Origin of the sequence: Mesorhizobium sp. B2-1-8 (genome assembly GCF_006442545.2) — a bacterium.
Classification (GTDB): domain Bacteria; phylum Pseudomonadota; class Alphaproteobacteria; order Rhizobiales; family Rhizobiaceae; genus Mesorhizobium.
Map to the genome: position 1 here is coordinate 4,167,644 of NZ_CP083952.1, position 19,844 is coordinate 4,187,487.

The following is a 19,844-nucleotide window of genomic DNA, read 5'->3' on the forward strand; positions in this document are numbered from 1 at the left end:
TGAAGCATGGCTAAAGATCATGACGAACAGGGTCCGGCACAGTATGCCTCGCCGCCCTGCTTCATGCATGAACTCGATCCCGCGTTCCAGGCACCGCTCGGCGACTGGACCGACGTCAGACGCTGGCGCAAGGCCGAGCGTGAACGCCTGATCGCGGCGCGCCTTGCCGTTTCCGCCGATGCGCGAACGGCAATGTCGCAACGCATCGCGGAAGGCCTCGACGCCGTGATCGGTGGCATGGCAGGCCGGATGGTCAGCCTCTACTGGCCGTTTCGCGGCGAACCGGATTTGCGGCCATGGATTGCGTCGATCAACGCACGTGGCGGTCGCACCGCGTTGCCCATCGTCGTCGAAAAGGGTCAGCCGTTGATCTTTCGCACCTACAAACCGGGCGACCGCCTGGAAAAAGGTGTCTGGAACATACCGATCCCGGCCGAAGGCGATCCGGTGCTGCCGGACATCGTCATCTCACCCATTGTCGGCATTGATCCCGCAAGCTATCGGCTGGGCTATGGCGGCGGCTTCTACGACCGCACGCTGGCCGCCATGTCGTTCAAGCCATTGGTCATCGGCGTCGGCTACGAATTGCAGCGCATCGCCACCATCTATCCGCAGTGGCACGACATCCCCATGGACCGGATCGTGACGGAGGCTGCCACGGCGTAAGTTGGAGCCCGTTTCGAAGCTCGTTCATGTGAGTCATATCGAGGTGTTTTCGAGAACCGGAGCGCAGCGGACATTTGGGTCCATGAGCACCGGAAGCGCAGAAAACGCCTTCAGATGGCCATAGGAACGAGGTATCGGTGGGGCTCTAGGCCATTTCCGGCTTCAGCCCCATGGCCGTCCGGTCGACGATTTCGCGCAAGGCGAAGGACGAATTGATCTTCGTTACATGCGGCATCGCCGACAGCCATTCCTTGTGAATGCGCTCGTAGTCGACGAGATCCTTGGCCGCGACCCTCAGGATATAGTCGTACTCGCCCGACATCAGGTGGCACGACAGCACATTCGGACAGCGTTTGATCGCCGCCTCGAAATCCGACAGCGTCTTCTCGAACTGGCCGGACAGGGATATGTGGACGATTGCAGTCATCTGGTGGCCAAGGGCTGCGTTGGAAAGCCGGGCGTGATAACCGCGGATGGTTCCGGATTTTTCCAGATTGTCGAGCCGGCGCGAACAGGCCGACTGCGACAGGCCCACCTTTTCGGCAAGGGCTGCGTTCGGCATCCGGCCATCCTTCTGCAATGTCTCCAGAATGGCGATATCAATCCTGTCGAGCGGCATTCTTCGTGATTCCTGCGAATATCAGTGTATTTTGCGCAACGATTATCGAAGGACGCGCTCTCCTGCAAGCGCATTCGCAAACACCTGCGCGCCGATTCATGGTTCACTGAAGCAATACAGGGAGTGAGCCCCAGAGGGCCCGGATCAGGAGAAGAAAATGCGCGTCGGATGCCCCAAGGAAATCAAGAATCACGAATACCGTGTCGGCCTCACGCCGGGCTCGGTCCGCGAATATGTCGCCCATGGCCATGAAGTATTGGTCGAAGCCGGCGCAGGCGCCGGCATCGGCGCCGATGACAACGCCTATCGCGCCGCCGGCGCCACCATTGCCAAGACGGCAGCCGACGTGTTCGCCAAGTCGGACATGATCGTCAAGGTCAAGGAGCCGCAGCCCAATGAATGGGCGCAGCTGCGCGAAGGCCAGATCCTGTACACCTATCTCCATCTGGCCCCGGATCCGGAGCAGACCAAGGGCCTGCTCGCTTCGGGCGTGACGGCAATCGCTTACGAAACCGTGACCGACGATCGTGGCGGGCTGCCGCTGCTGGCGCCGATGTCGGAAGTCGCCGGCCGCCTGTCGATCCAGGCCGGCGCCACGGCGTTGCAGAAGGCCAATGGCGGCCGCGGCGTGCTGCTTGGCGGCGTACCCGGCGTGCTGCCAGGCAAGGTCACCGTGCTCGGCGGTGGCGTCGTTGGCCTCCACGCGGCCCGCATGGCCGCCGGCCTTGGCGCCGACGTGACCATCATCGACCGCTCGATCCCGCGGCTGCGCCAGCTCGACGACCTCTTCGCCGGCCGGGTCCACACCCGTTACTCGACCGTCGAGGCGCTCGAGGAAGAATGTTTCTCGGCCGACATCGTCGTCGGCGCCGTGCTCATCCCGGGCGCTGCCGCACCGAAGCTCGTCACCCGCGAAATGCTGTCCGGCATGAAGAAGGGCTCGGTATTGGTCGATGTCGCCATCGACCAGGGCGGATGCTTCGAGACCTCGCACGCGACCACCCATGCCGAGCCGACCTACGAAGTCGACGGCGTCATCCACTACTGCGTCGCCAACATGCCAGGTGCCGTGCCGGTCACTTCGGCCCATGCGCTGAACAACGCGACACTGCATTACGGCCTGCAGCTCGCCGACAAGGGCCTGAAGGCCCTGGTCGACGACCATCACCTGCGCAACGGTCTCAACGTCCACAAGGGCAAGATCACCAACCGCGCGGTCGCCGAAGCGCTCGGCTATGAACTGGTCGAGCCGAAAGCAGTGCTAGCGGCCTAATACACCCAGAAAAAGTCAACTTATACTCTTGCCCGCCGGTTTGCTCCGGCGGGCTTTTTCTTTGGCGATGATGCGCCAAATCTGCTTCCCAGAAGATCCATTGAAGCACGTGCCGTAACGGCACTTCGCCCCCCATTGTTGCATTTTTGTCATACCTGTATTGGCCATCTCCCTGCTAGAAACATCTTGGGCTTATTAATTAGGGGTACGGGCTATGTTTGTTCGCGTTCCAGCGAAATCTATTCTTCTCGGTGCGGTTTCGGCGGCGGCACTTATGTCAGCCGCGCATGCGGCCGACGTCGTGCAGCCGGTGGAAGCATCCGGTTTTAACTGGAGCGGAGCTTATGTCGGCATCGGTGGCGGGTTCGGCGCGAACGTGCACAAGTTCAGTGTCGCTCCAGTGTTCGACCTCAACGGCGTCGGTGGGAATGGCGTATTCGGTGAGCTGACCGCTGGCTACGACTATATGGTCAACGAACGCTTCCTCCTCGGCGGCTTTATCGATGCCAATTTCGGGAATATCGGCCCGTCGATCAGCGTCCCAGGCGCCGACATCGACCTGACCAATTCTTACGGTTTCGACGTCGGCCTGCGCGCTGGCTATCTGCTCAACCCCAGCACGCTCGGCTACGTGCTCGGCGGCTACAGCTGGCAGCATTTCAAGCTTGATGGATCGGGCGGTGCTGATGGGTTGAACTTTACAGAAAACCGCAGCGGCTACGTGCTCGGCGTCGGCGTGGAAACCGTGCTGCGCGGCAACTGGACGCTGAAGACCGAATACCGGTACGCGAACTTTGGCGACAAGTCGCTGATCGATCTGGGTGGCGCTTCGTTGAACGGGGAACCGTCCTCCCACACCTTCCATATCGCCGCGAACTATCGCTTCGGTGCGCAGAACGGTGGCGGCGCTTCATTTGCTGCCCCGGCCTACAACTGGACCGGTTTCTATGCGGGTGGCGCGCTCGGAGCCGGCACGGCGGTCCACGACTTGGGCGTCGACCTTGGTGGCGGCACTCTCGATGTCAACGGCATTGGCAGCGAAGGTGTGTTTGGCGAGTTGAGCGCGGGCTACGACTACGATTTCGGCACTTGGGTCGCCGGCGTGCAAATCGACGGTCGCTATTCTGGAATTCGATCGAAACTCGACATTTTCGGCACTTCCGTCAAACTCGATTCCGACTACGGCTTCGATGCTTTGGCCCGCGTCGGCGCCAAGGTCAACGAGTCGACCTTGGCCTACGTAATCGGCGGCTACAGCTACCAGCATTTCGACCTCAAGGCATCAGATCCGATCGGCGACATCATCGATTGGGGCAAGAGCGGCTTCACGATCGGTGGCGGCCTGGAAACCGCAGTCACCAGCAACATGACCGTCGGTCTCGAATACCGTTACTCGCAGTTTGGCAAGAAGGATTTCTCGTCCGAATTCGGTGCGCCGGATGGCACGCTGACCGACAAGGCCTCGTTCCAGACCGTTCGCATCGGCGCGAAGTACAAGTTCAACTAAGCCCCTCCAGGCAAACAGTCGAAGCCCGTCGGCATGCCGGCGGGCTTTTCTTTGCGGCGATGACTTGGGCTGAACGCAGGCAACAAAAAAGCGGAGCCAAGGCCCCGCTTCCTCGATATCGAGATTGCCGCCGGTTCATCCGCGGTCGGCCAATCGATCGACAATCTCTTTCTAGCGCGTCCATGCGACAGCAGTGCGACAGAAGCTTTCTGCCGCCAATCCCTGGACCTCATGCGCGCTCTATGCGGCACTGGTAACAATTGTTGCGCGCCGAGCGGACATGCACATAGGCAATGTCTTCACGCTCGAACAAGGTTTCTGCCCGCGTCACAATAGCGTCGGTTGGAATGATGCCGCCGCTGCCGTAGACGATACGATCATCGCTGCCATAGCCGCGCACGATATAGTCCGGGCTGTCGAGAATCTCCGGCGGTAGCCTAGCCCCGACGGCACGCTCGCATTCCTGGGCATGCAGGAAGATCGGCCCCGTTTCGGCATAGGGCTGAGGGTTCGGAAACGGACGGTAGGCGAGGATGAGGTAGACATCGCCGGCGGCGATATTCCTGAGGCAATGCCGGCAAGGCATGCCGTCACCGTCAGAGATTTTCCGCTCGGGCGGCCGGCCATAGGCATCGGGGCCGCCGCGCTGCAAGGCCCTTACATTTTCGGTCGGCAGAGCTGTGAACTGGATGGTCATGGCAATATCTCCGGTGCTGTCGACCGGAAATTACGTGCTCGCGACAGGGCTTCCCACCCGATTCCCGCCAACCATCCGGGAGCCGATCCGACTTGGGGATCGGTCCCCGTCGACCTTCGATAGGGATCACCAGCATCGTCAAACTTAAGCCGGCTAATCAATTCGACAACTCCTTGACGAAATCGTCGAAGCGGCGGTCAGATTCCAGCTGGAGTTACGGCCGCATCACGCTGGCCGAGCGCTCGGCAAAAGGCAAGGGATGCACGACTTCCTTCTTCTGTGCGACCGGCTTGAAACCGAGCTTCTGGTAGAGCGGCAGGGCTGCGGGGTGGTCGAGCGTGCAGGTCTGCACCGTCACCCTTTTCGGCCCATACGACCATGCTGCCGCGATCGCCGAGCCAAGGAACCAGCGGCCGATGCCTTGCCCGGTGGCGTGTTCCATCATGCCAAAATAAGCGAGTTCGACTTCCTCCGGCAGATGCGGCTTGAGGTCGAAGAAGCCTGCCGGCGAACCGTCGAGGTAGAGCACCCTGATGTCGCGATCCTCGCGGTGGATTCCGGCCGACAGCTCATCGTCATTCAGCCTCAGAACATTCACCCAGTGCCATTTGCGCCCCACCCGGTCCATCAGGTAGCGGTAGAAATGCAAGGGTATGTCCCTGGTCTTCAGCAATGCGACCTGGCGGTTGTAGGGCACTGGTGGCGAGGCGGCGGGTGGAGCATGCATTTCGAGAAAAGTCACCGTGACTTCAATATCCTGCAACACGCCATCTTCCATCAATTCATTCCTTGCCGGCTGGGCCGGTCACGACCGGCGTATCGGACAGCCCGCCCCACTCGGTCCATGAGCCGTCATAAAGCCTGTTGTCGGTATGGCCAAGCGTCTCCAGCGCCAGCGTGACCACCGCGGCGGTGACGCCGGAACCGCAGGATGTAACGACGGGTTTGGACAGGTCGATACCGGCGTCCTCCATCACCTTGCGCAAACGGTCCTTCGGCAGCAGCGTGCCGTTTTCGGAAAGCGCCGAATAGGGGATATTGCGTGCGCCTGGCATGTGACCGGAGCGAATGCCGGCACGGGGCTCGGGTTCGGCGCCGGTAAAGCGGCCCGGCCCGCGGGCGTCGGCAATCTGGCTTGCCTTCCTATCGACGACCCGGCGCATGTCGGCCAGACCGATGACGCGACCGGCGTCGAAATCGGCATGAAAGACGCTTGGCGCGATCTTGGTCGGCTCGGCCGTTACCGGCCGGCCGGACGCCTTCCAGCCGTCGAAGCCGCCGTCCAGAATATAGGTCTGGAAAACGCCCATGATGCGGAACATCCACCATGCCCGGGGTGCGGAGAAGAAACCCGGGCCATCATAGACGACGATGGTGTCATCGGCCGAAACGCCCATCGCGCCGACATACTGGGCAAAATGCCGCGGCGACGCGAGCGTATGCGGCAAGGCGGCGTCTGGATCCGAAACGGCATCCTGGTCCAGGAAACGGGCGCCTGGAATATGGGCTGCATCATACTCGGCGCGCGCGTCACGTTTTTGTGCCGGCAGATACCAGGAGGCGTCTATGATCGTCAGGCCCGGCTGACCCAGGCGCTCCTGCAGCCAGTCCGCATCGACGGTGAAAGGACTGTCTTCGGCCATTTTGTTTCTCTCTATTCCGGTTCAGGCAAAGTTTGTCGTATCAGGCCGCCGGCATCGGACCAAAGCGGATGCGGAAGCGCCTGTTCTCCCGACCTTTCTTCTCGATCTTGCCGATGTGGATTTCGCCGATTTCGCCGGTGCTCTTCACATGGGTGCCGCCGCAGGGTTGGCTGTCCACCGAGGCGCTTTCGCCGATGCAGACCAGGCGGATCTTCCCCGTGCCAACGGGCGGTCGGACATTCTTGGATTTCACCAGGCCGGGATTCGCGGCCAATTCCTCGTCGCTGATCAACCTGGTGAAAATCGGATGATCAGCCCGCACCAGATCCATCAGGCTCGCCGTCACCTCCTCCTTGCTGAAGCTGGCGTCGGGAATGTCGAAATCGACACGGCTGTCGTCCTCGGAAACCGCCGCACCGGTGATCGGGAACGGACAGACGACGGTGAGCAGGTGGCAGGCAGCGTGCATGCGCATCAGAAGATGCCGACGCTCCCAGTCGATCGCCAGGTTCACCCGCTCGCCGATCTGCGGCGTGGCCTGCTCCGGTGCCGGGACATGGATGATCTCGTCCTTGGTCTCGCCGGTGATCGTGGCGGCGATCGCGATGCGGCTACCATCGGCGCGTTCGAGATAACCGGAATCGCCCGGTTGACCGCCCGAGGTGGCATAAAAGATGGTCCGGTCGAGGATGATGCCGCCGCGCTCATTGATGGCGACGACCGTGGCGTCAGCCGTCCTGAGATAGGCGTCGTCGCGAAACAGCGCTTCTGTCTTGTGCGCCATCATGCGACCTTTTCGAACGGCACCGAAATCTTGCTCTGCAGTTCCATCCAGCCCGGCACCGGCAGCTTCTTGTCACGCAGGAATTCGGGGTTGAACAGCTTCGACTGGTAGCGCGTGCCGTAGTCACAGAGGATCGTCACGATGGTGTGGCCCGGGCCCAATTCCCTGGCCAGCCGCATCGCGCCGGCAATGTTGATGCCGGTCGAGCCGCCGACGCACAGGCCTTCCTCCTGGATCAGGTCGAAAACGATCGGCAGCGCGTCCTCATCCTTGATCTGGTAGGAGAAGTCAGGCGTGAAGCCTTCGAGATTAGCGGTGATGCGCCCCTGCCCGATGCCTTCGGTGATCGAACTGCCTTCAGACTTTAGTTCGCCGCTGGTGTAGAAACTGTAGAGGGCGGCGCCGAGAGGGTCGGCGAGCGCAATCTTGACGTTCTTGCTCTTGGCCCTCAGTCCGAGCCCGACACCGGCCAGCGTACCGCCCGACCCCACCGCCGAGACAAAACCGTCGACCTTGCCGCCGGTCTGGGCCCAGATTTCCTCGGCCGTGGTGCGGATATGGCCATCTCGGTTGGCGACATTGTCGAACTGGTTGGCCCAGATGGCGCCGTTCGGCTCGCTCCTCGCCATCTGCTCGGCCAGCCGCCCCGACAGCTTCACGTAGTTGTTGGGGTTCTTGTAAGGCACGGCGGGGACTTCGATCAGTTCGGCACCGAGCAGCCTGATCGTGTCCTTCTTTTCCTGGCTCTGCGTATCCGGGATGACGATGACGGTGCGATAGCCGAGCGCCTTGGCGACGAGCGTCAACCCAATACCAGTGTTGCCGGCCGTCCCCTCGATGATGACACCGCCCGGCTTCAACAGGCCGCGTTGTTCGGCGTCGCGGATGATGAAAAGGCCGGCGCGATCCTTGACCGACTGTCCCGGATTCATGAACTCGGCCTTGCCCAGGATCTCGCAGCCGGTCTCTTCGGAAGCTTTATTGAGGCGGATCAGAGGCGTGTTGCCGATCGCGTCGATCACAGAACGGGGCATTCAGGATTCCTTGTGTACGTGCGCCGAAACCCTAGAAACCCAACGCTGCGGTTTCAAGGCAAGAATTCGTCTGGTCCAGTCGCATTTCCGGCGCTGCGGTGTATGGATGTCGCTGGGGACCGGATGGACACAGGACAGTTCATTTGCACCCGGCGTCGAGAAGCACTCTTTTCATTCGATTTCTTCGCCGCTAGAGCAAGGCACGAACAACTCGGCAGGGCGCAGCATGACACTCTATCGGGCCGATCCGAAACACGGCGTCGCCTGGGTCACGGGCGGCAGCAGCGGTATCGGCCGCTCGCTGGCCAGGGATCTGGCGTCACAAGGCTATGCCGTGGCGGTGACAGCACTGGACAACGATCCGATCGACACGCTCATCGTCGAGACCGCGCAGATGCCGGGCAAGGTCGTGTCCTTTCCCTGCGACGTCACCGACGAGCTGCGCATGGCAAGAACGGTCGCCGCGATCGAGAAGGACCTCGGGCCGATTGTGCTCGCCATATTCAATGCTGGAAATTATATCGCGACACCCGGAGAGTCCCTCGTTGTCCGCGACTTCCGCCGCTCCTTCGAGGTCAACTATTTCGGTATCATCAATGGGCTGGTGCCTGTGGTCGAGTATATGCGGGTGCGCGCGCGTGGCCATGTCGTCCTGGTCGGCTCGGTGACCGCCTATTTCGGCTGGCCGACCACGGCCGCCTATGGCGGCACCAAGGCGGCGATCAACATCCTGGCCGAGTCGCTGAAATATGATTTCGACAAGATGAACATCCGCGTCCAGGTGATAAACCCCGGTTTCGTCGACACGCCATTGACCGAAAAGAACATGCTGCCGATGCCGGGCCTGATGCCGGTCGGCCGCGCGACGCGCCGCATGGTGAAGGGAATCAAGTCCGGCCGCTTCGAAGTCACCTTCCCGTACCGGACGAGCTGGCCGCTGAAATTTCTCGGCATGCTGCCAAGGCCGCTATGCAGATGGGTGATCACCCTGACGACCAGTTGGAAGGCACGGCCGCTGCATTACGAGCGCAAACCGCCCAACCAGTAGATGCCCACAGGATTGGTGGCATGGCTGCCTGAACGGCCGTTGCCTGTTCATGGCCATAGTTTGAATATTGTTGCGTGGAGTCTGCGATGGGGCGACGGATCGTGCTTGCTGTGCTGGGCCTGATCGCCGTCCTTGCACTGGCCTTCCTATTGGGTCCACGCGTACCCGTCGACACCACGATCCGTTTCGATCCTTCCGTCATCGGTGACGACCCACAGGCTTATGTGGCAAAGGTGGAAGCCGCCGTGCCCGGTATCCGCGACGGGCTGGAAAAGGAGATCGTCTGGGCGAACCCGATGGTGCACGCCAAGACGCCGCTGTCGATCGTCTACATCCACGGTTTTTCCGCATCGAAGGGCGAGGTCCGGCCCTTGCCCGACGACGTTGCCGACCAGCTCGACGCCAACCTGTTCTACACCCGCCTCACCGGTCACGGGCAGGACGGCGATGCGATGACGCAAGGCAGCGTCAATGCCTGGATCAACGACTATGAGGAGGCGCTCGCCATCGGCCGGGCGATCGGCGATAAGGTGGTCGTCATCTCGACGTCGACCGGCGGCTCGCTGGCGGCCTGGGCCGCAACGCAGCCCGGAGCTTCGGACGGAGTAGCGGCCATTGCATTCATTTCGCCCAATTTCGGCGTGAAGGCATCCGGCGCCGAGATCCTGACCATGCCATGGGGCAAGCAGATCGCCGAACTCGTCGCCGGTAAGGAACGCAGCTTCGTGCCGCGCAACGCGCTGCACGAGAAGTTCTGGACCAGCCGATATCCGATCGCCGCGACAATGCCGATGCAGGCCCTGACGGAGCTTGCCTATGGCGCGCCCGTGGAGAAGGCGACCATCCCGGCTTTGTTCATCTTCTCGGATTTGGACAGAGTGGTGCGGCCCGACCGGACCCGCGAAATCGCCTCACGCTGGGGTGGAGCGCATGAGCTGGTCCCCATCGAAAGCACTGGCGATCCCGACAATCATGTCATCGCCGGCGACGCGTTGTCGCCATCCACCACGGCGTTCCTGGCGCAACGGATTGCCGTCTGGATCGCAGCGGTGGCGAAGTAGACTTCAAGACGAAAAGGGCTGATGAAGCATTGCTTCATCAGCCCTTTTCTTCGCTTAGTCAGTCACCAGCCAACCACCCGGATTGGCCGACCGCCATGAGACGTATCAAGCAGCCCGCGCCGCCGGACGCTTGCCGCCGAAGCGGCGTTTGTTGTTGCCCTTGAAGGGTTTTGCACCTTCCGGCTTACGCTCACCGGCAAACGCCGGCTTGTCGCCGAAGCGCTTCTTGCCGAAGCTGTGGTTCTGCTTCTTTTCGCCGCCCGGCCGCCGGCCGTCGCGGCGACCATTACGGTCGCTGCGATCGTTGGCGGGTTCGAAGCGCTCGTTCTTTTCCGCCGGATTGCGTGCCGGATCGGGGCTGCCGAGGTGGTCGGCAACAACAGGCAGCTTGGTGCGGATGATCCGCTCGACCTGACGCAGCTTGCTGTTCTCCGAAGGATCGCAAAGCGTGATCGCGATGCCATCCATGCCGTTGCGGCCGGTGCGGCCGATGCGATGGACGTAGCTTTCGGCCTCGTCCGGCAGATCGAAATTCACGACATGGCTGATGCCGGGCACGTCGATACCGCGCGCCGCGATGTCGGTTGCGACCAGGATGCGTACCGAGCCGTCGCGGAAGTCATTCAATGCCTTCTGACGGGCATTTTGCGACTTGTTGCCGTGGATGACGGCGGCCTTGAAGCCGTCGCGCTCTAGGTCCTTGGTCACCCGGTCCGCACCATGCTTGGTGCGCGAAAAAATGATGACGGACTTCATCGCCGCGTCGGCGAGCATCGTCGACAACACCTGGCGCTTCTGCTTGGTGCGGGCGAAGACGACGCCCTGGACGATTTCGGCGGCCGCGGTGCTTTGCGGCGAGACTTCGACACGGACAGGGTTCTTCAAGAGGCCCTTGGCCAGTTCAGCGATCTCGTCCGGCATGGTGGCCGAGAACAGCGCCGTCTGGCGATCGGGTGCGGTCGCCTTGGCAATGCGCTTGACGTCGTTGATGAAGCCCATGTCGAGCATGCGATCGCCCTCGTCGAGCACCAGCCATTTGGTGTCGGAGAGGATGAGGTCGCCCTCACGCACCAGATCGGTCAACCGGCCGGGCGTGGCGATGAGGATATCGACGCCGGGAGCAACCTTCTTTACCTGGCTGAAGCGTGAGACGCCGCCCAGCACGAGCGCCGTCGAAACATGCGCGCCCTTGGCGAGGATCTTGATGGTGTCCTCGATCTGCACGGCGAGTTCGCGGGTCGGCGCCAGGATCAGCGCCCGGGTCGTCTTGGCGCGCCGCTTGGTGCCGAGCGCGATGATCTTCGACAGGATCGGCAGAGCGAAGGCCGCGGTCTTGCCGGAGCCGGTCTGCGCTATGCCGAAAATATCACGGCCTTCCAGCTGCGGCGGGATCGCCTGCATCTGGATCGGCTTCGGTTCGGTGAAACCGGCATTGTGGGTGGCCTTGAGCAGCGCACCGGTAATTCCCAGCGCCGCGAAACCGGAGAGTTCCGCGGTTTCGTTGCCGGGCAAAGTGTTTTCGTTGGTCAAAATAATCTTCTTTCACGCGGCCTCTGGCCGCAAACATCAATGGCGGCAGGGCGCAACCTGCCGTCGGATAAACTGTCATGGAACGACAAGGCGGCGGACAGGACTGTCCGCGCGGCTGCGCTGTCGTGCCCGCAGGCGTCATGCCACGGGGCTTTTTCGCCGCTTTGTGATGTACCGGAAAGAGGGGCCGATATACCGGAAAGAGGGAAAACAGACGCAACCAGTCTCATTCGTCGAGAAGGCCGGTGAGTCCGGCCCAAGCGCCTATGTCGCTGCATATGGCTGAGTTCGCCCCGAAATGCAAGGGCTCGATGTTGCAGCGCAGCAAAAGCGGACCAAAAGCCGACGCTTGCGCTCCCCGACGGGCATCATTACCACAAACGCAGCTTCCGTTTTCTGGGGACCGAGCGATGAAGGACGTGCTGAAGGAACTCGAGCGGCGGCGCGACATCGCCCGCATGGGTGGCGGCCAGGCGCGCATCGACGCCCAGCACAAGAAAGGCAAGCTCACCGCGCGCGAACGCATCGAGGTCTTTCTCGACGAAGGTTCGTTCGAGGAGTTCGACATGTATGTCGAGCATCGCTCGACCGATTTCGGCATGGAGAAGACCAAGATCGCCGGCGATGGCGTCGTCACCGGCTGGGGCACGGTCAACGGCCGTCCCGTCTATCTCTTCGCCAAGGATTTCACCGTGTTCGGCGGCTCGCTGTCGGAAGCCCATGCCGAAAAGGTCATCAAGGTGCAGGAGATGGCGCTGCGCAACCGGGCGCCGATCATCGGTCTCTACGATGCCGGCGGCGCGCGCATCCAGGAGGGCGTAGCAGCCCTTGGCGGCTATGCCGAAATCTTCCAGCGCAACGTGCTCGCTTCGGGTGTCATTCCGCAAATCTCCGTCATCATGGGCCCCTGTGCCGGCGGTGACGTCTATTCGCCCGCCATGACCGATTTCATCTTCATGGTGCGCGACACTTCCTACATGTTCGTCACCGGGCCGGACGTGGTGAAGACCGTGACCAACGAGACGGTGACCGCCGAGAGCCTCGGCGGTGCTTCAGTCCACACGACGAAATCCTCGATCGCCGACGGCGCCTATGACAATGACGTCGAAGCACTCTTGCAGATGCGCCGTCTGGTTGACCTGCTGCCAGCTTCCAACACGGCCGAGGTCCCCGAGATCGAATGCTACCAGTCGGTCACCGACCACGACATGTCGCTCGACCGGCTGATCCCCGACAATGCCAACAAGCCCTACGACATCAAGGAATTGATCCTGAAGGTCGCCGACGAGGGTGATTTCTTCGAGATCCAGCAGAGTTTCGCGAAGAACATCGTCACCGGTTTCGGCCGGGTCGAGGGCCGCACGGTCGGCTTCGTCGCCAACCAGCCAATGGTGCTGGCGGGCGTGCTCGATTCCGACGCCAGCCGCAAGGCGGCACGCTTCGTGCGCTTCTGCGACTGTTTTTCTATTCCCATCGTTACCTTCGTCGATGTTCCCGGCTTTCTGCCGGGCACCGCGCAGGAGTATGGCGGGCTGATCAAGCATGGCGCCAAGCTGCTCTTCGCCTATGCCGAGGCGACCGTGCCGAAGATCACCGTCATCACCCGCAAAGCCTATGGCGGCGCTTATGACGTCATGGCGTCAAAGCATCTGCGCGGCGATATGAACTATGCCTGGCCGACGGCGCAGATCGCGGTGATGGGCGCCAGGGGCGCGGTCGAGATCATCTACCGCAAGGACATCGGCGATGCCGAAAAAATTGGCGCCCATACAAAGGCTTACGAGGACCGCTTCCTGTCGCCTTTCGTAGCTGCCGAACGCGGCTATGTCGACGAGGTGATCATGCCGCACTCGACCCGCCGCCGTATCGCCCGGGCGCTTCGCATGCTGCGCAACAAGGACATGCAGAACCCCTGGAAGAAGCACGACAACATCCCGCTGTGAACTGGTGTCGCGGGCGTTGCGGTTGATCAGCGCCCGCTTTCGGCAGCAACCAGTTCGCGCAGCACCGGCACCAGTGCCAGCGGCAAATCCTCGGCGATCAGTCCCGGCCCGAACCGACTCCCGGCCTCGGCATGGATCCAGACCGCCGCGCAGGCCGCTTCGAAAGCCGGCACGCCCTGGGCAAGCAGTCCGGCCGTGATGCCGGACAACACGTCGCCCGACCCTGCGGTGGCAAGCCACACCGCGCCATTGGAATTGATCGCTGCCCTGCCGTCCGGAGCGGCGATCACCGTATCGGCGCCCTTGTAGACGAGGACGGCATTGGCGGCTGCGGCAGCCTCGCGTGCCTTGTCCAGCTTCGACAAGGCATTGTCATCGGCGATATCAGGAAACAGCCTGGCGAACTCGCCTTCATGCGGTGTCATCACCAGCGCGGGCGCGTCCGGCCTGCGGGCGGCGTCGAACAAAATATCTGGCGCCTCACGAAACGAAGTGATCGCGTCTGCGTCGAAGACCAGGCCGTCAATTCCGGTGGAGGCGCCCGCCGACTGGCCCGACGCGAGTAGCGCAAGCGCGAACGCCCGGGTTTTTTCACCGATGCCAAAGCCGGGCCCGAGAACAAAGGCCGATGGCCGGCGCTCGCCGACAAATGTCTCAATGTCGGCAGCGTCGTCGGCCCTGCGCAACATGATCGAAGTCAGGTGCGCGGCATTGACCTGCATGGCGTTGCCCGGCGACAGAACCGTCACCGCCCCTGCCCCGCTTCGGGCAGCGGCGAGCGCCGAGAGCCGCGCCGCGCCCGTGGCATCGGGGCCACCGGAAAAGACACCGACATGGCCGCGCTTGTATTTGTGCGCGTCGACGGCCGGCACCGGCAAATCGCGCAACCAAAGTGCCGGTCCGTTCTCGAATGTCCGGGGCTGGAGCCTTGCAATGATCTGCGCGCCGATGCCGATATCGGCGAGCACGATCTCTCCGCATCGTTCCCGGCCCGGCAGGAGCAGATGGCCGGGCTTCTTGCGCGCAAAGGTCACGGTGAGGTCGGCTGAAAACGATGTGCCGAGCACCTTGCCGCTGTCGCCGGAGATGCCGGAAGGCAGGTCGACCGCGACAACCGGCAGATGCAGGTCGGTGACCAGATCGACCGCCCTGGCGGCCTCGCCCGACAGCGGCTTGGACAGCCCAGCCCCGTAAAGCGCATCGACCACGATCGAGCCGAGACCTGCATCAAAATCCGATAGCGGCCGGGGCTTGATTGGGCATTCCGCGGCGGCGAGTGCCGCGTCGCTATCCGGCCTCGGCGGGCCAGACGCCCAGACCGTGGTGGCGCTGCCAGCCAGGATGCGAGCGACGACGTAGCCGTCGCCACCATTGTTGCCCGGGCCGCACAACACGTGGACGTGCGCCGCCGCAGGATAGCGCCTGAGCACTTCGGCCGCGACGGCTTGCCCTGCACGGCGCATCAATCCAATGCCGTCGGTTGGACCCGCTGCAATTGTCAGCCGATCCGCTTCGCCCATCTCGGCGGAAGTAAGAAGTTCGTGGCTCATGGATTGCCGATCCGCATTCGATCAAGCATTGTCCAGTTTTCGATCCGACGCAAACAGGGAGGAGCTGGCACTGTCATGACCACGTCGATCAGCGCGAGGATCGAAGGCACCAAGCTGCCCGCCAGATGAGCAATTTGCCCAGACATTGGGCAGACATGCACGGTGGCGCCGGATAGGCTACGGCCATTCATGCCGCTTCCAATGCAGCGAACGACGCGAATTTGCATCTGGGGGTGACATGGATTTGAAATCGTATCACACCGCTTCTGTTCCCTCCGACTGGCACAGTTCGTGCTTGATTGAGGCGCAAGCGGGGGCTCACAACCCGTTTTTTTGGCAGTGGAGGCCACTTTTTACATGAAAAAGATCGAAGCGATCATCAAGCCATTCAAGCTGGACGAAGTGAAGGAAGCGCTTCAGGAGGCCGGACTGCAAGGCATCACCGTGACCGAGGCCAAGGGTTTCGGGCGCCAGAAGGGTCACACCGAACTCTACCGCGGCGCCGAATATGTCGTCGACTTCCTGCCCAAGGTGAAGATCGAGGTCGTGCTCGGCGACGATGCCGTGGAAGGCGCGATCGAGGCCATCCGCAAGGCGGCCCAGACCGGCCGCATCGGCGACGGCAAGATCTTCGTCTCCAACATCGAGGAAGTCGTGCGCATCCGCACCGGCGAAACCGGAATGGACGCGGTTTGATCCGACCCGGCCATCCTCTAAGAAACGTCATCCATCAAAAAACGTCAGCACACAGGGATACATGACATGACGACAGCCAAAGACATCATGAAGCAGATCAAGGACAACGACGTGAAATTCGTCGACCTGCGCTTCACCGACCCGAAGGGCAAGCTGCAGCACGTGACCATGGATGTCGTCGAGGTCGAGGAAGACATGTTCGCCGACGGCGTCATGTTCGACGGCTCCTCGATCGCCGGCTGGAAGGCCATCAACGAGTCCGACATGGTGCTGATGCCCGATCCGGACACGGTCCACATGGATCCGTTCTTCGCGCAGTCGACCATGGTCATCCTGTGCGACATCCTGGATCCGGTCTCGGGCGAATCCTACAACCGCGATCCGCGCGGCACGGCCAAGAAGGCCGAGGCTTACATGAAGTCGGAAGGCATCGGCGACACCATCTATGTCGGTCCGGAAGCCGAATTCTTCGTGTTCGATGACGTCAAGTACAAGGCCGATCCCTACAACACCGGCTTCAGGCTCGACTCGACCGAACTGCCGTCGAATGACGACACCGATTACGAGACCGGCAATCTCGGCCACCGCCCGCGCATCAAGGGCGGCTATTTCCCGGTGCCGCCGATCGATTCGGCACAGGACATGCGCTCCGAAATGCTGACGGTGCTGGCCGAAATGGGGGTCCGCGTCGAAAAGCATCACCACGAGGTGGCCGCCGCCCAGCACGAGCTCGGCATCAAGTTCGACACGCTGGTCCGCAACGCCGACAAGATGCTGATCTACAAGTACGTCGTGCACCAGGTCGCCAACGCCTATGGCAAGACGGCGACCTTCATGCCGAAGCCGATCTTCGGCGACAATGGCTCGGGCATGCACGTCCACCAGTCGATCTGGAAGGGCGGCAAGCCGACCTTCGCCGGCAACGAATATGCCGGTCTGTCGGAGAGCTGCTTGTTTTACATCGGCGGCATCATCAAACATGCCAAGGCGATCAATGCCTTCACCAACCCGCTGACCAACTCCTACAAGCGTCTGGTGCCGGGCTACGAGGCGCCGGTGCTGCTCGCCTATTCGGCGCGCAACCGTTCGGCGTCCTGCCGCATCCCGTTCGGCAGTTCACCGAAGGCCAAGCGCGTCGAGGTCCGCTTCCCGGATCCGGGCGCGAACCCCTATCTCGCTTTCGCCGCCATGCTGATGGCCGGCCTCGACGGCATCAAGAACAAGATCCATCCGGGACAGCCGATGGACAAGGATCTCTACGACCTGCCGCCGAAGGAGCTGAAGAAGATCCCGACCGTCTGTGGTTCGCTGCGCGAAGCGCTGCAGAGCCTCGACAAGGACCGAGGCTTCCTGAAGGCCGGCGGCGTCTTCGACGACGATCAGATCGACAGCTATATCGAGCTCAAGATGGCCGAAGTGATGCGCTTCGAAATGACCCCGCACCCAGTCGAATACGACATGTACTATTCGGTGTAAGGTTCCGTTCGGAAGGTGTTTCAAAGCCCTTGAAGGATTTCCCCCTTCAAGGGCTTTTTTGCTGATCCAACGGGCCCCATCAATGGATGGCGTGCGGCCAGCCCGCAACGATGGTCAACTTGCTTTTTTTGGGGACGCATCACAGCTGGAGCAGCCAGGCTTTGTGGCCGCAGGCAGAAGACCCCAGGTCAAGGTGGCAAGACCCACCCAGCGCCCCGTTCAAGCAAGTTGGCGGATGGCCTTTCGGGCGCAATCAAACGCCAGGAGCGAGCGGCACACTGCCTCAGGCTGCAATGCCCGCTCGTCCGGCGCCCCCGCCAATGCCGTCGTTCACGAAACCCCCGCCCCGTTCGAACAGCATCGCTTTGGCGTAACCCCGAGGCCACGAATACGCATGCGGCGGCGTGGCCTGTCAACGCCACCAGATGGAGGCATAAATCGCTGATTTCGATGTATGAACAGTGGCTTATATAAGGATCGTTGGTGTACGGACGAGCTGAAACAGGCTGTTTTCCGGGCTTTTTCAACGAAACTCGGAAACGCACGAGACGAGTGGCGGCAAGAGGCGCCGACCAAAGCCCCTGGTTTCGCCAAAGTTGCTCGTCCCTTTTCAACCTGACTTTTTTTGGGGGAATTCGACGCTCCGGGCCAATCCGGCAAAAGGCCCGGGCGTTTCCGTCCGGGCCTTTTCCACAATGAGCATCCGTGTGTGGCGCGGAGTTGCCCGCGCCACAAAGAGGATCAGGCGGCGGCCGAAACCTCTGCGCTCGCCGGCACCGAAGCGATCGTCTTCAGGATCTGCGAGGCGATCTGGTAGGGATCGCCCTGCGAGTTCGGGCGGCGGTCTTCCAAATAGCCCTTGTAGTCGTTCTTGACGAACGAATGCGGGACGCGGATCGAGGCGCCGCGATCGGCGATGCCATAGCTGAACCTGTTCCACGGCGCGGTCTCGTGCTTGCCGGTCAAACGCTTGTCGTTGTCCGGGCCGTAGACGGCGATGTGGTCCATCAGGTTCTTGTCGAAGGCCGCCATCAGCGCTTCGAAATAGGCCTTGCCGCCGACTTCACGCATATAGGACGTCGAGAAATTGGCATGCATGCCCGAGCCGTTCCAGTCGGTGTCGCCGAGCGGCTTGCAGTGGTATTCGATGTCGATGCCGTACTTTTCGGTCAGGCGCTGCATCAGATAGCGGGCCATCCACATCTGGTCGGCGGCCTTCTTGGAACCCTTGCCGAAAATCTGGAATTCCCACTGGCCCTTGGCCACTTCGGCGTTGATGCCTTCGTGGTTGATGCCGGCCGCAAGGCAGAGATCGAGATGCTCCTCGACGATCTGACGCGCAACGGAGCCGACATTCGAATAGCCGACGCCGGTATAGTACGGACCCTGCGGTGCGGGATAGCCGCTCTCGGGGAAGCCGAGCGGACGGCCATCCTTGTAGAAGAAATACTCCTGCTCGAAGCCGAACCAGGCGCCTTCGTCGTCGAGGATGGTGGCGCGCTTGTTGGATGCGTGCGGCGTAACGCCATCGGGCATCATGACTTCGCACATGACGAGCACGCCGTTGGTGCGGGCCGGATCCGGATAGACGGCGACCGGCTTCAGCACGCAATCGGAGCTGTGCCCCTCGGCCTGCTGCGTCGAGGACCCGTCGAAGCCCCACAGCGGCAGCTGCTCGAGCGTCGGGAACTCGGCGAATTCCTTGATCTGCGTCTTGCCGCGAAGATTGGGGACCGGGGTGTATCCATCGAGCCAGATATACTCGAGCTTGTATTTGGTCATTCTAGAGCCTCTCGTTGCTTGGACACCGCAAGCAGGCGATGTCGATGCATGGCCGAAACAGGCCGGCCTGCCGATGATTAAAAAGCAATTCGTGTGCCACTCGGCTTTCGCGGGGTGCGGCAAAATGGTCATGCCAAGGCTTTGATTTTGCTGAGCCGTCTCAGCAATGCGTCAAGATCGTCCAAACTGCAATATTGCTTAAATGCTAGGCAAATAATGATCTTTTCGTAGGCATATTGCCTAAATGACTCGCAGAACCTATTTTGATGAGAATTGAATCGGCTAGCTTCTGAAAAAGTAGGGAGACCGGCAATGCAAGTCACGCAGTCGCGTCCGTCGGCGAAAATCCTGATGTTCCCACTGGCAGCGCGCAAGTCTGCCTTAACTTTAGGCGCCAAGGCCAAATTCGCGGCAGAGCTTGCCGCGCTTCGCGGCGAGCATACCGATTTTGATGGCTGGTATCACGAGGCCGCCGTCGAGGCAGAAAACCCGCAACGGAAGAGCTGAAGCCCTTCCACGTCGATCTCATATGAAG

At 61.6% G+C, this 19,844-nt stretch carries 18 protein-coding genes; 9 read left to right on the forward strand and 9 right to left on the reverse strand.

Features of this window, described 5'->3' with window-relative positions:
- The first annotated feature begins 6 nt into the window (after nucleotides 1-6).
- Nucleotides 7-666, forward strand: a complete 660-nt coding sequence (locus tag FJ970_RS20355) for a 5-formyltetrahydrofolate cyclo-ligase (protein ID WP_140758623.1) — start codon at nucleotides 7-9, stop codon at nucleotides 664-666.
- A 145-nt stretch (nucleotides 667-811) separates the two neighbouring features.
- On the opposite strand, the gene FJ970_RS20360 is transcribed toward FJ970_RS20355, so the two are convergent.
- Nucleotides 812-1,285 (reverse strand): Lrp/AsnC family transcriptional regulator, encoded by a 474-nt coding sequence (locus FJ970_RS20360; protein ID WP_140758622.1) that lies wholly within the window; start codon nucleotides 1,283-1,285, stop codon nucleotides 812-814.
- A gap of 157 nt (nucleotides 1,286-1,442) precedes the next feature.
- Here FJ970_RS20360 and ald point away from each other — a divergent pair, with 157 nt between their 5' ends.
- Together ald and FJ970_RS20370 are read left to right on the forward strand one after the other, a co-directional pair.
- Nucleotides 1,443-2,558: an alanine dehydrogenase gene (gene ald, locus FJ970_RS20365; RefSeq protein ID WP_140758621.1), complete on the forward strand. Its 1,116-nt coding sequence runs from the start codon at nucleotides 1,443-1,445 to the stop codon at nucleotides 2,556-2,558.
- A 274-nt stretch (nucleotides 2,559-2,832) separates the two neighbouring features.
- On the forward strand, nucleotides 2,833-4,065 hold the full coding sequence (locus tag FJ970_RS20370; protein WP_140758620.1) for an outer membrane protein: 1,233 nt from the start codon (nucleotides 2,833-2,835) through the stop codon (nucleotides 4,063-4,065).
- A gap of 229 nt (nucleotides 4,066-4,294) precedes the next feature.
- Here the strand turns inward: FJ970_RS20370 and FJ970_RS20375 are convergent, their stop codons facing one another.
- The 5 genes from FJ970_RS20375 to FJ970_RS20395 all read right to left on the reverse strand — a co-directional run bounded on the left by FJ970_RS20375 (nucleotide 4,295) and on the right by FJ970_RS20395 (nucleotide 8,223).
- Nucleotides 4,295-4,762, reverse strand: coding sequence for a DUF1203 domain-containing protein (locus FJ970_RS20375; protein ID WP_140758619.1), 468 nt, complete (start codon nucleotides 4,760-4,762; stop codon nucleotides 4,295-4,297).
- Between the two features lie 214 nt (nucleotides 4,763-4,976).
- Nucleotides 4,977-5,540 carry a GNAT family N-acetyltransferase gene (locus FJ970_RS20380; RefSeq protein ID WP_140758618.1) on the reverse strand — a complete coding sequence of 188 codons (564 nt, stop codon included), beginning with the start codon at nucleotides 5,538-5,540 and terminating at the stop codon, nucleotides 4,977-4,979.
- 4 nt (nucleotides 5,541-5,544) lie between these two features.
- Nucleotides 5,545-6,405: a 3-mercaptopyruvate sulfurtransferase gene (gene sseA / locus FJ970_RS20385; RefSeq protein ID WP_140758617.1), complete on the reverse strand. Its 861-nt coding sequence runs from the start codon at nucleotides 6,403-6,405 to the stop codon at nucleotides 5,545-5,547.
- A 40-nt stretch (nucleotides 6,406-6,445) separates the two neighbouring features.
- Nucleotides 6,446-7,189, reverse strand: a complete 744-nt coding sequence (locus tag FJ970_RS20390) for an alanyl-tRNA editing protein (RefSeq protein ID WP_140758726.1) — start codon at nucleotides 7,187-7,189, stop codon at nucleotides 6,446-6,448.
- Complete coding sequence (locus tag FJ970_RS20395; RefSeq protein WP_140758616.1) at nucleotides 7,189-8,223, reverse strand: cysteine synthase A; 1,035 nt, start codon at nucleotides 8,221-8,223, stop codon at nucleotides 7,189-7,191. The genes FJ970_RS20390 and FJ970_RS20395 overlap by 1 nt, the downstream gene beginning before the upstream one ends.
- Before the next feature lie 226 nt (nucleotides 8,224-8,449).
- Here FJ970_RS20395 and FJ970_RS20400 point away from each other — a divergent pair, with 226 nt between their 5' ends.
- Both FJ970_RS20400 and FJ970_RS20405 read left to right on the forward strand, forming a co-directional pair.
- Nucleotides 8,450-9,271 carry an SDR family oxidoreductase gene (locus FJ970_RS20400; RefSeq protein WP_140758615.1) on the forward strand — a complete coding sequence of 274 codons (822 nt, stop codon included), beginning with the start codon at nucleotides 8,450-8,452 and terminating at the stop codon, nucleotides 9,269-9,271.
- 86 nt (nucleotides 9,272-9,357) lie between these two features.
- Nucleotides 9,358-10,332: an alpha/beta hydrolase gene (locus FJ970_RS20405; RefSeq protein WP_140758614.1), complete on the forward strand. Its 975-nt coding sequence runs from the start codon at nucleotides 9,358-9,360 to the stop codon at nucleotides 10,330-10,332.
- A 105-nt stretch (nucleotides 10,333-10,437) separates the two neighbouring features.
- Here the strand turns inward: FJ970_RS20405 and FJ970_RS20410 are convergent, their stop codons facing one another.
- The gene (locus FJ970_RS20410) at nucleotides 10,438-11,862 is read right to left on the reverse strand and encodes a DEAD/DEAH box helicase (RefSeq protein WP_140758613.1); all 1,425 of its coding nucleotides are present in this window, start codon (nucleotides 11,860-11,862) and stop codon (nucleotides 10,438-10,440) included.
- A 410-nt stretch (nucleotides 11,863-12,272) separates the two neighbouring features.
- On the opposite strand from FJ970_RS20410, the gene FJ970_RS20415 reads away from it, so the two are divergent.
- The gene (locus tag FJ970_RS20415) at nucleotides 12,273-13,805 is read left to right on the forward strand and encodes an acyl-CoA carboxylase subunit beta (protein WP_140758612.1); all 1,533 of its coding nucleotides are present in this window, start codon (nucleotides 12,273-12,275) and stop codon (nucleotides 13,803-13,805) included.
- Nucleotides 13,806-13,831: 26 nt separating this feature from the next.
- Here FJ970_RS20415 and FJ970_RS20420 read toward each other — a convergent pair whose 3' ends face one another.
- A complete protein-coding gene (locus FJ970_RS20420; RefSeq protein WP_140758611.1) occupies nucleotides 13,832-15,355 on the reverse strand; it encodes an NAD(P)H-hydrate dehydratase in 1,524 nt (507 codons plus the stop codon).
- A 357-nt stretch (nucleotides 15,356-15,712) separates the two neighbouring features.
- Between FJ970_RS20420 and FJ970_RS20425 the strand changes: the two genes are divergently transcribed.
- Together FJ970_RS20425 and glnA are read left to right on the forward strand one after the other, a co-directional pair.
- Entirely contained in the window at nucleotides 15,713-16,051 is a 339-nt protein-coding gene (locus FJ970_RS20425) for a P-II family nitrogen regulator (RefSeq protein WP_006205430.1), read from the forward strand.
- A 66-nt stretch (nucleotides 16,052-16,117) separates the two neighbouring features.
- Entirely contained in the window at nucleotides 16,118-17,527 is a 1,410-nt protein-coding gene (glnA, locus tag FJ970_RS20430; protein WP_006205431.1) for a type I glutamate--ammonia ligase, read from the forward strand.
- A gap of 741 nt (nucleotides 17,528-18,268) precedes the next feature.
- Here the strand turns inward: glnA and FJ970_RS20435 are convergent.
- On the reverse strand, nucleotides 18,269-19,309 hold the full coding sequence (locus FJ970_RS20435; RefSeq protein WP_140758610.1) for a glutamine synthetase beta-grasp domain-containing protein: 1,041 nt from the start codon (nucleotides 19,307-19,309) through the stop codon (nucleotides 18,269-18,271).
- Between the two features lie 312 nt (nucleotides 19,310-19,621).
- Between FJ970_RS20435 and FJ970_RS20440 the strand changes: the two genes are divergently transcribed.
- Nucleotides 19,622-19,816: a DUF2735 domain-containing protein gene (locus tag FJ970_RS20440; RefSeq protein ID WP_140758609.1), complete on the forward strand. Its 195-nt coding sequence runs from the start codon at nucleotides 19,622-19,624 to the stop codon at nucleotides 19,814-19,816.
- Nucleotides 19,817-19,844: the final 28 nt, after the last annotated feature.

Excerpts from the sequence above, each read along its gene's own strand:
- FJ970_RS20355 (WP_140758623.1), top strand. The coding sequence starts at position 7 with ATGGCTAAAGATCATGACGAACAGGGTCCGGCACAGTATGCCTCGCCG.
- FJ970_RS20360 (WP_140758622.1), bottom strand. The coding sequence starts at position 1,285 with ATGCCGCTCGACAGGATTGATATCGCCATTCTGGAGACATTGCAGAAG.
- ald (WP_140758621.1), top strand. The coding sequence starts at position 1,443 with ATGCGCGTCGGATGCCCCAAGGAAATCAAGAATCACGAATACCGTGTC.
- FJ970_RS20370 (WP_140758620.1), top strand. The coding sequence starts at position 2,833 with ATGTCAGCCGCGCATGCGGCCGACGTCGTGCAGCCGGTGGAAGCATCC.
- FJ970_RS20375 (WP_140758619.1), bottom strand. The coding sequence starts at position 4,762 with ATGACCATCCAGTTCACAGCTCTGCCGACCGAAAATGTAAGGGCCTTG.
- FJ970_RS20380 (WP_140758618.1), bottom strand. The coding sequence starts at position 5,540 with ATGGAAGATGGCGTGTTGCAGGATATTGAAGTCACGGTGACTTTTCTC.
- sseA (WP_140758617.1), bottom strand. The coding sequence starts at position 6,405 with ATGGCCGAAGACAGTCCTTTCACCGTCGATGCGGACTGGCTGCAGGAG.
- FJ970_RS20390 (WP_140758726.1), bottom strand. The coding sequence starts at position 7,189 with ATGGCGCACAAGACAGAAGCGCTGTTTCGCGACGACGCCTATCTCAGG.
- FJ970_RS20395 (WP_140758616.1), bottom strand. The coding sequence starts at position 8,223 with ATGCCCCGTTCTGTGATCGACGCGATCGGCAACACGCCTCTGATCCGC.
- FJ970_RS20400 (WP_140758615.1), top strand. The coding sequence starts at position 8,450 with ATGACACTCTATCGGGCCGATCCGAAACACGGCGTCGCCTGGGTCACG.
- FJ970_RS20405 (WP_140758614.1), top strand. The coding sequence starts at position 9,358 with ATGGGGCGACGGATCGTGCTTGCTGTGCTGGGCCTGATCGCCGTCCTT.
- FJ970_RS20415 (WP_140758612.1), top strand. The coding sequence starts at position 12,273 with ATGAAGGACGTGCTGAAGGAACTCGAGCGGCGGCGCGACATCGCCCGC.
- FJ970_RS20420 (WP_140758611.1), bottom strand. The coding sequence starts at position 15,355 with ATGAGCCACGAACTTCTTACTTCCGCCGAGATGGGCGAAGCGGATCGG.
- FJ970_RS20425 (WP_006205430.1), top strand. The coding sequence starts at position 15,713 with ATGAAAAAGATCGAAGCGATCATCAAGCCATTCAAGCTGGACGAAGTG.
- glnA (WP_006205431.1), top strand. The coding sequence starts at position 16,118 with ATGACGACAGCCAAAGACATCATGAAGCAGATCAAGGACAACGACGTG.
- FJ970_RS20435 (WP_140758610.1), bottom strand. The coding sequence starts at position 19,309 with ATGACCAAATACAAGCTCGAGTATATCTGGCTCGATGGATACACCCCG.
- FJ970_RS20440 (WP_140758609.1), top strand. The coding sequence starts at position 19,622 with ATGCAAGTCACGCAGTCGCGTCCGTCGGCGAAAATCCTGATGTTCCCA.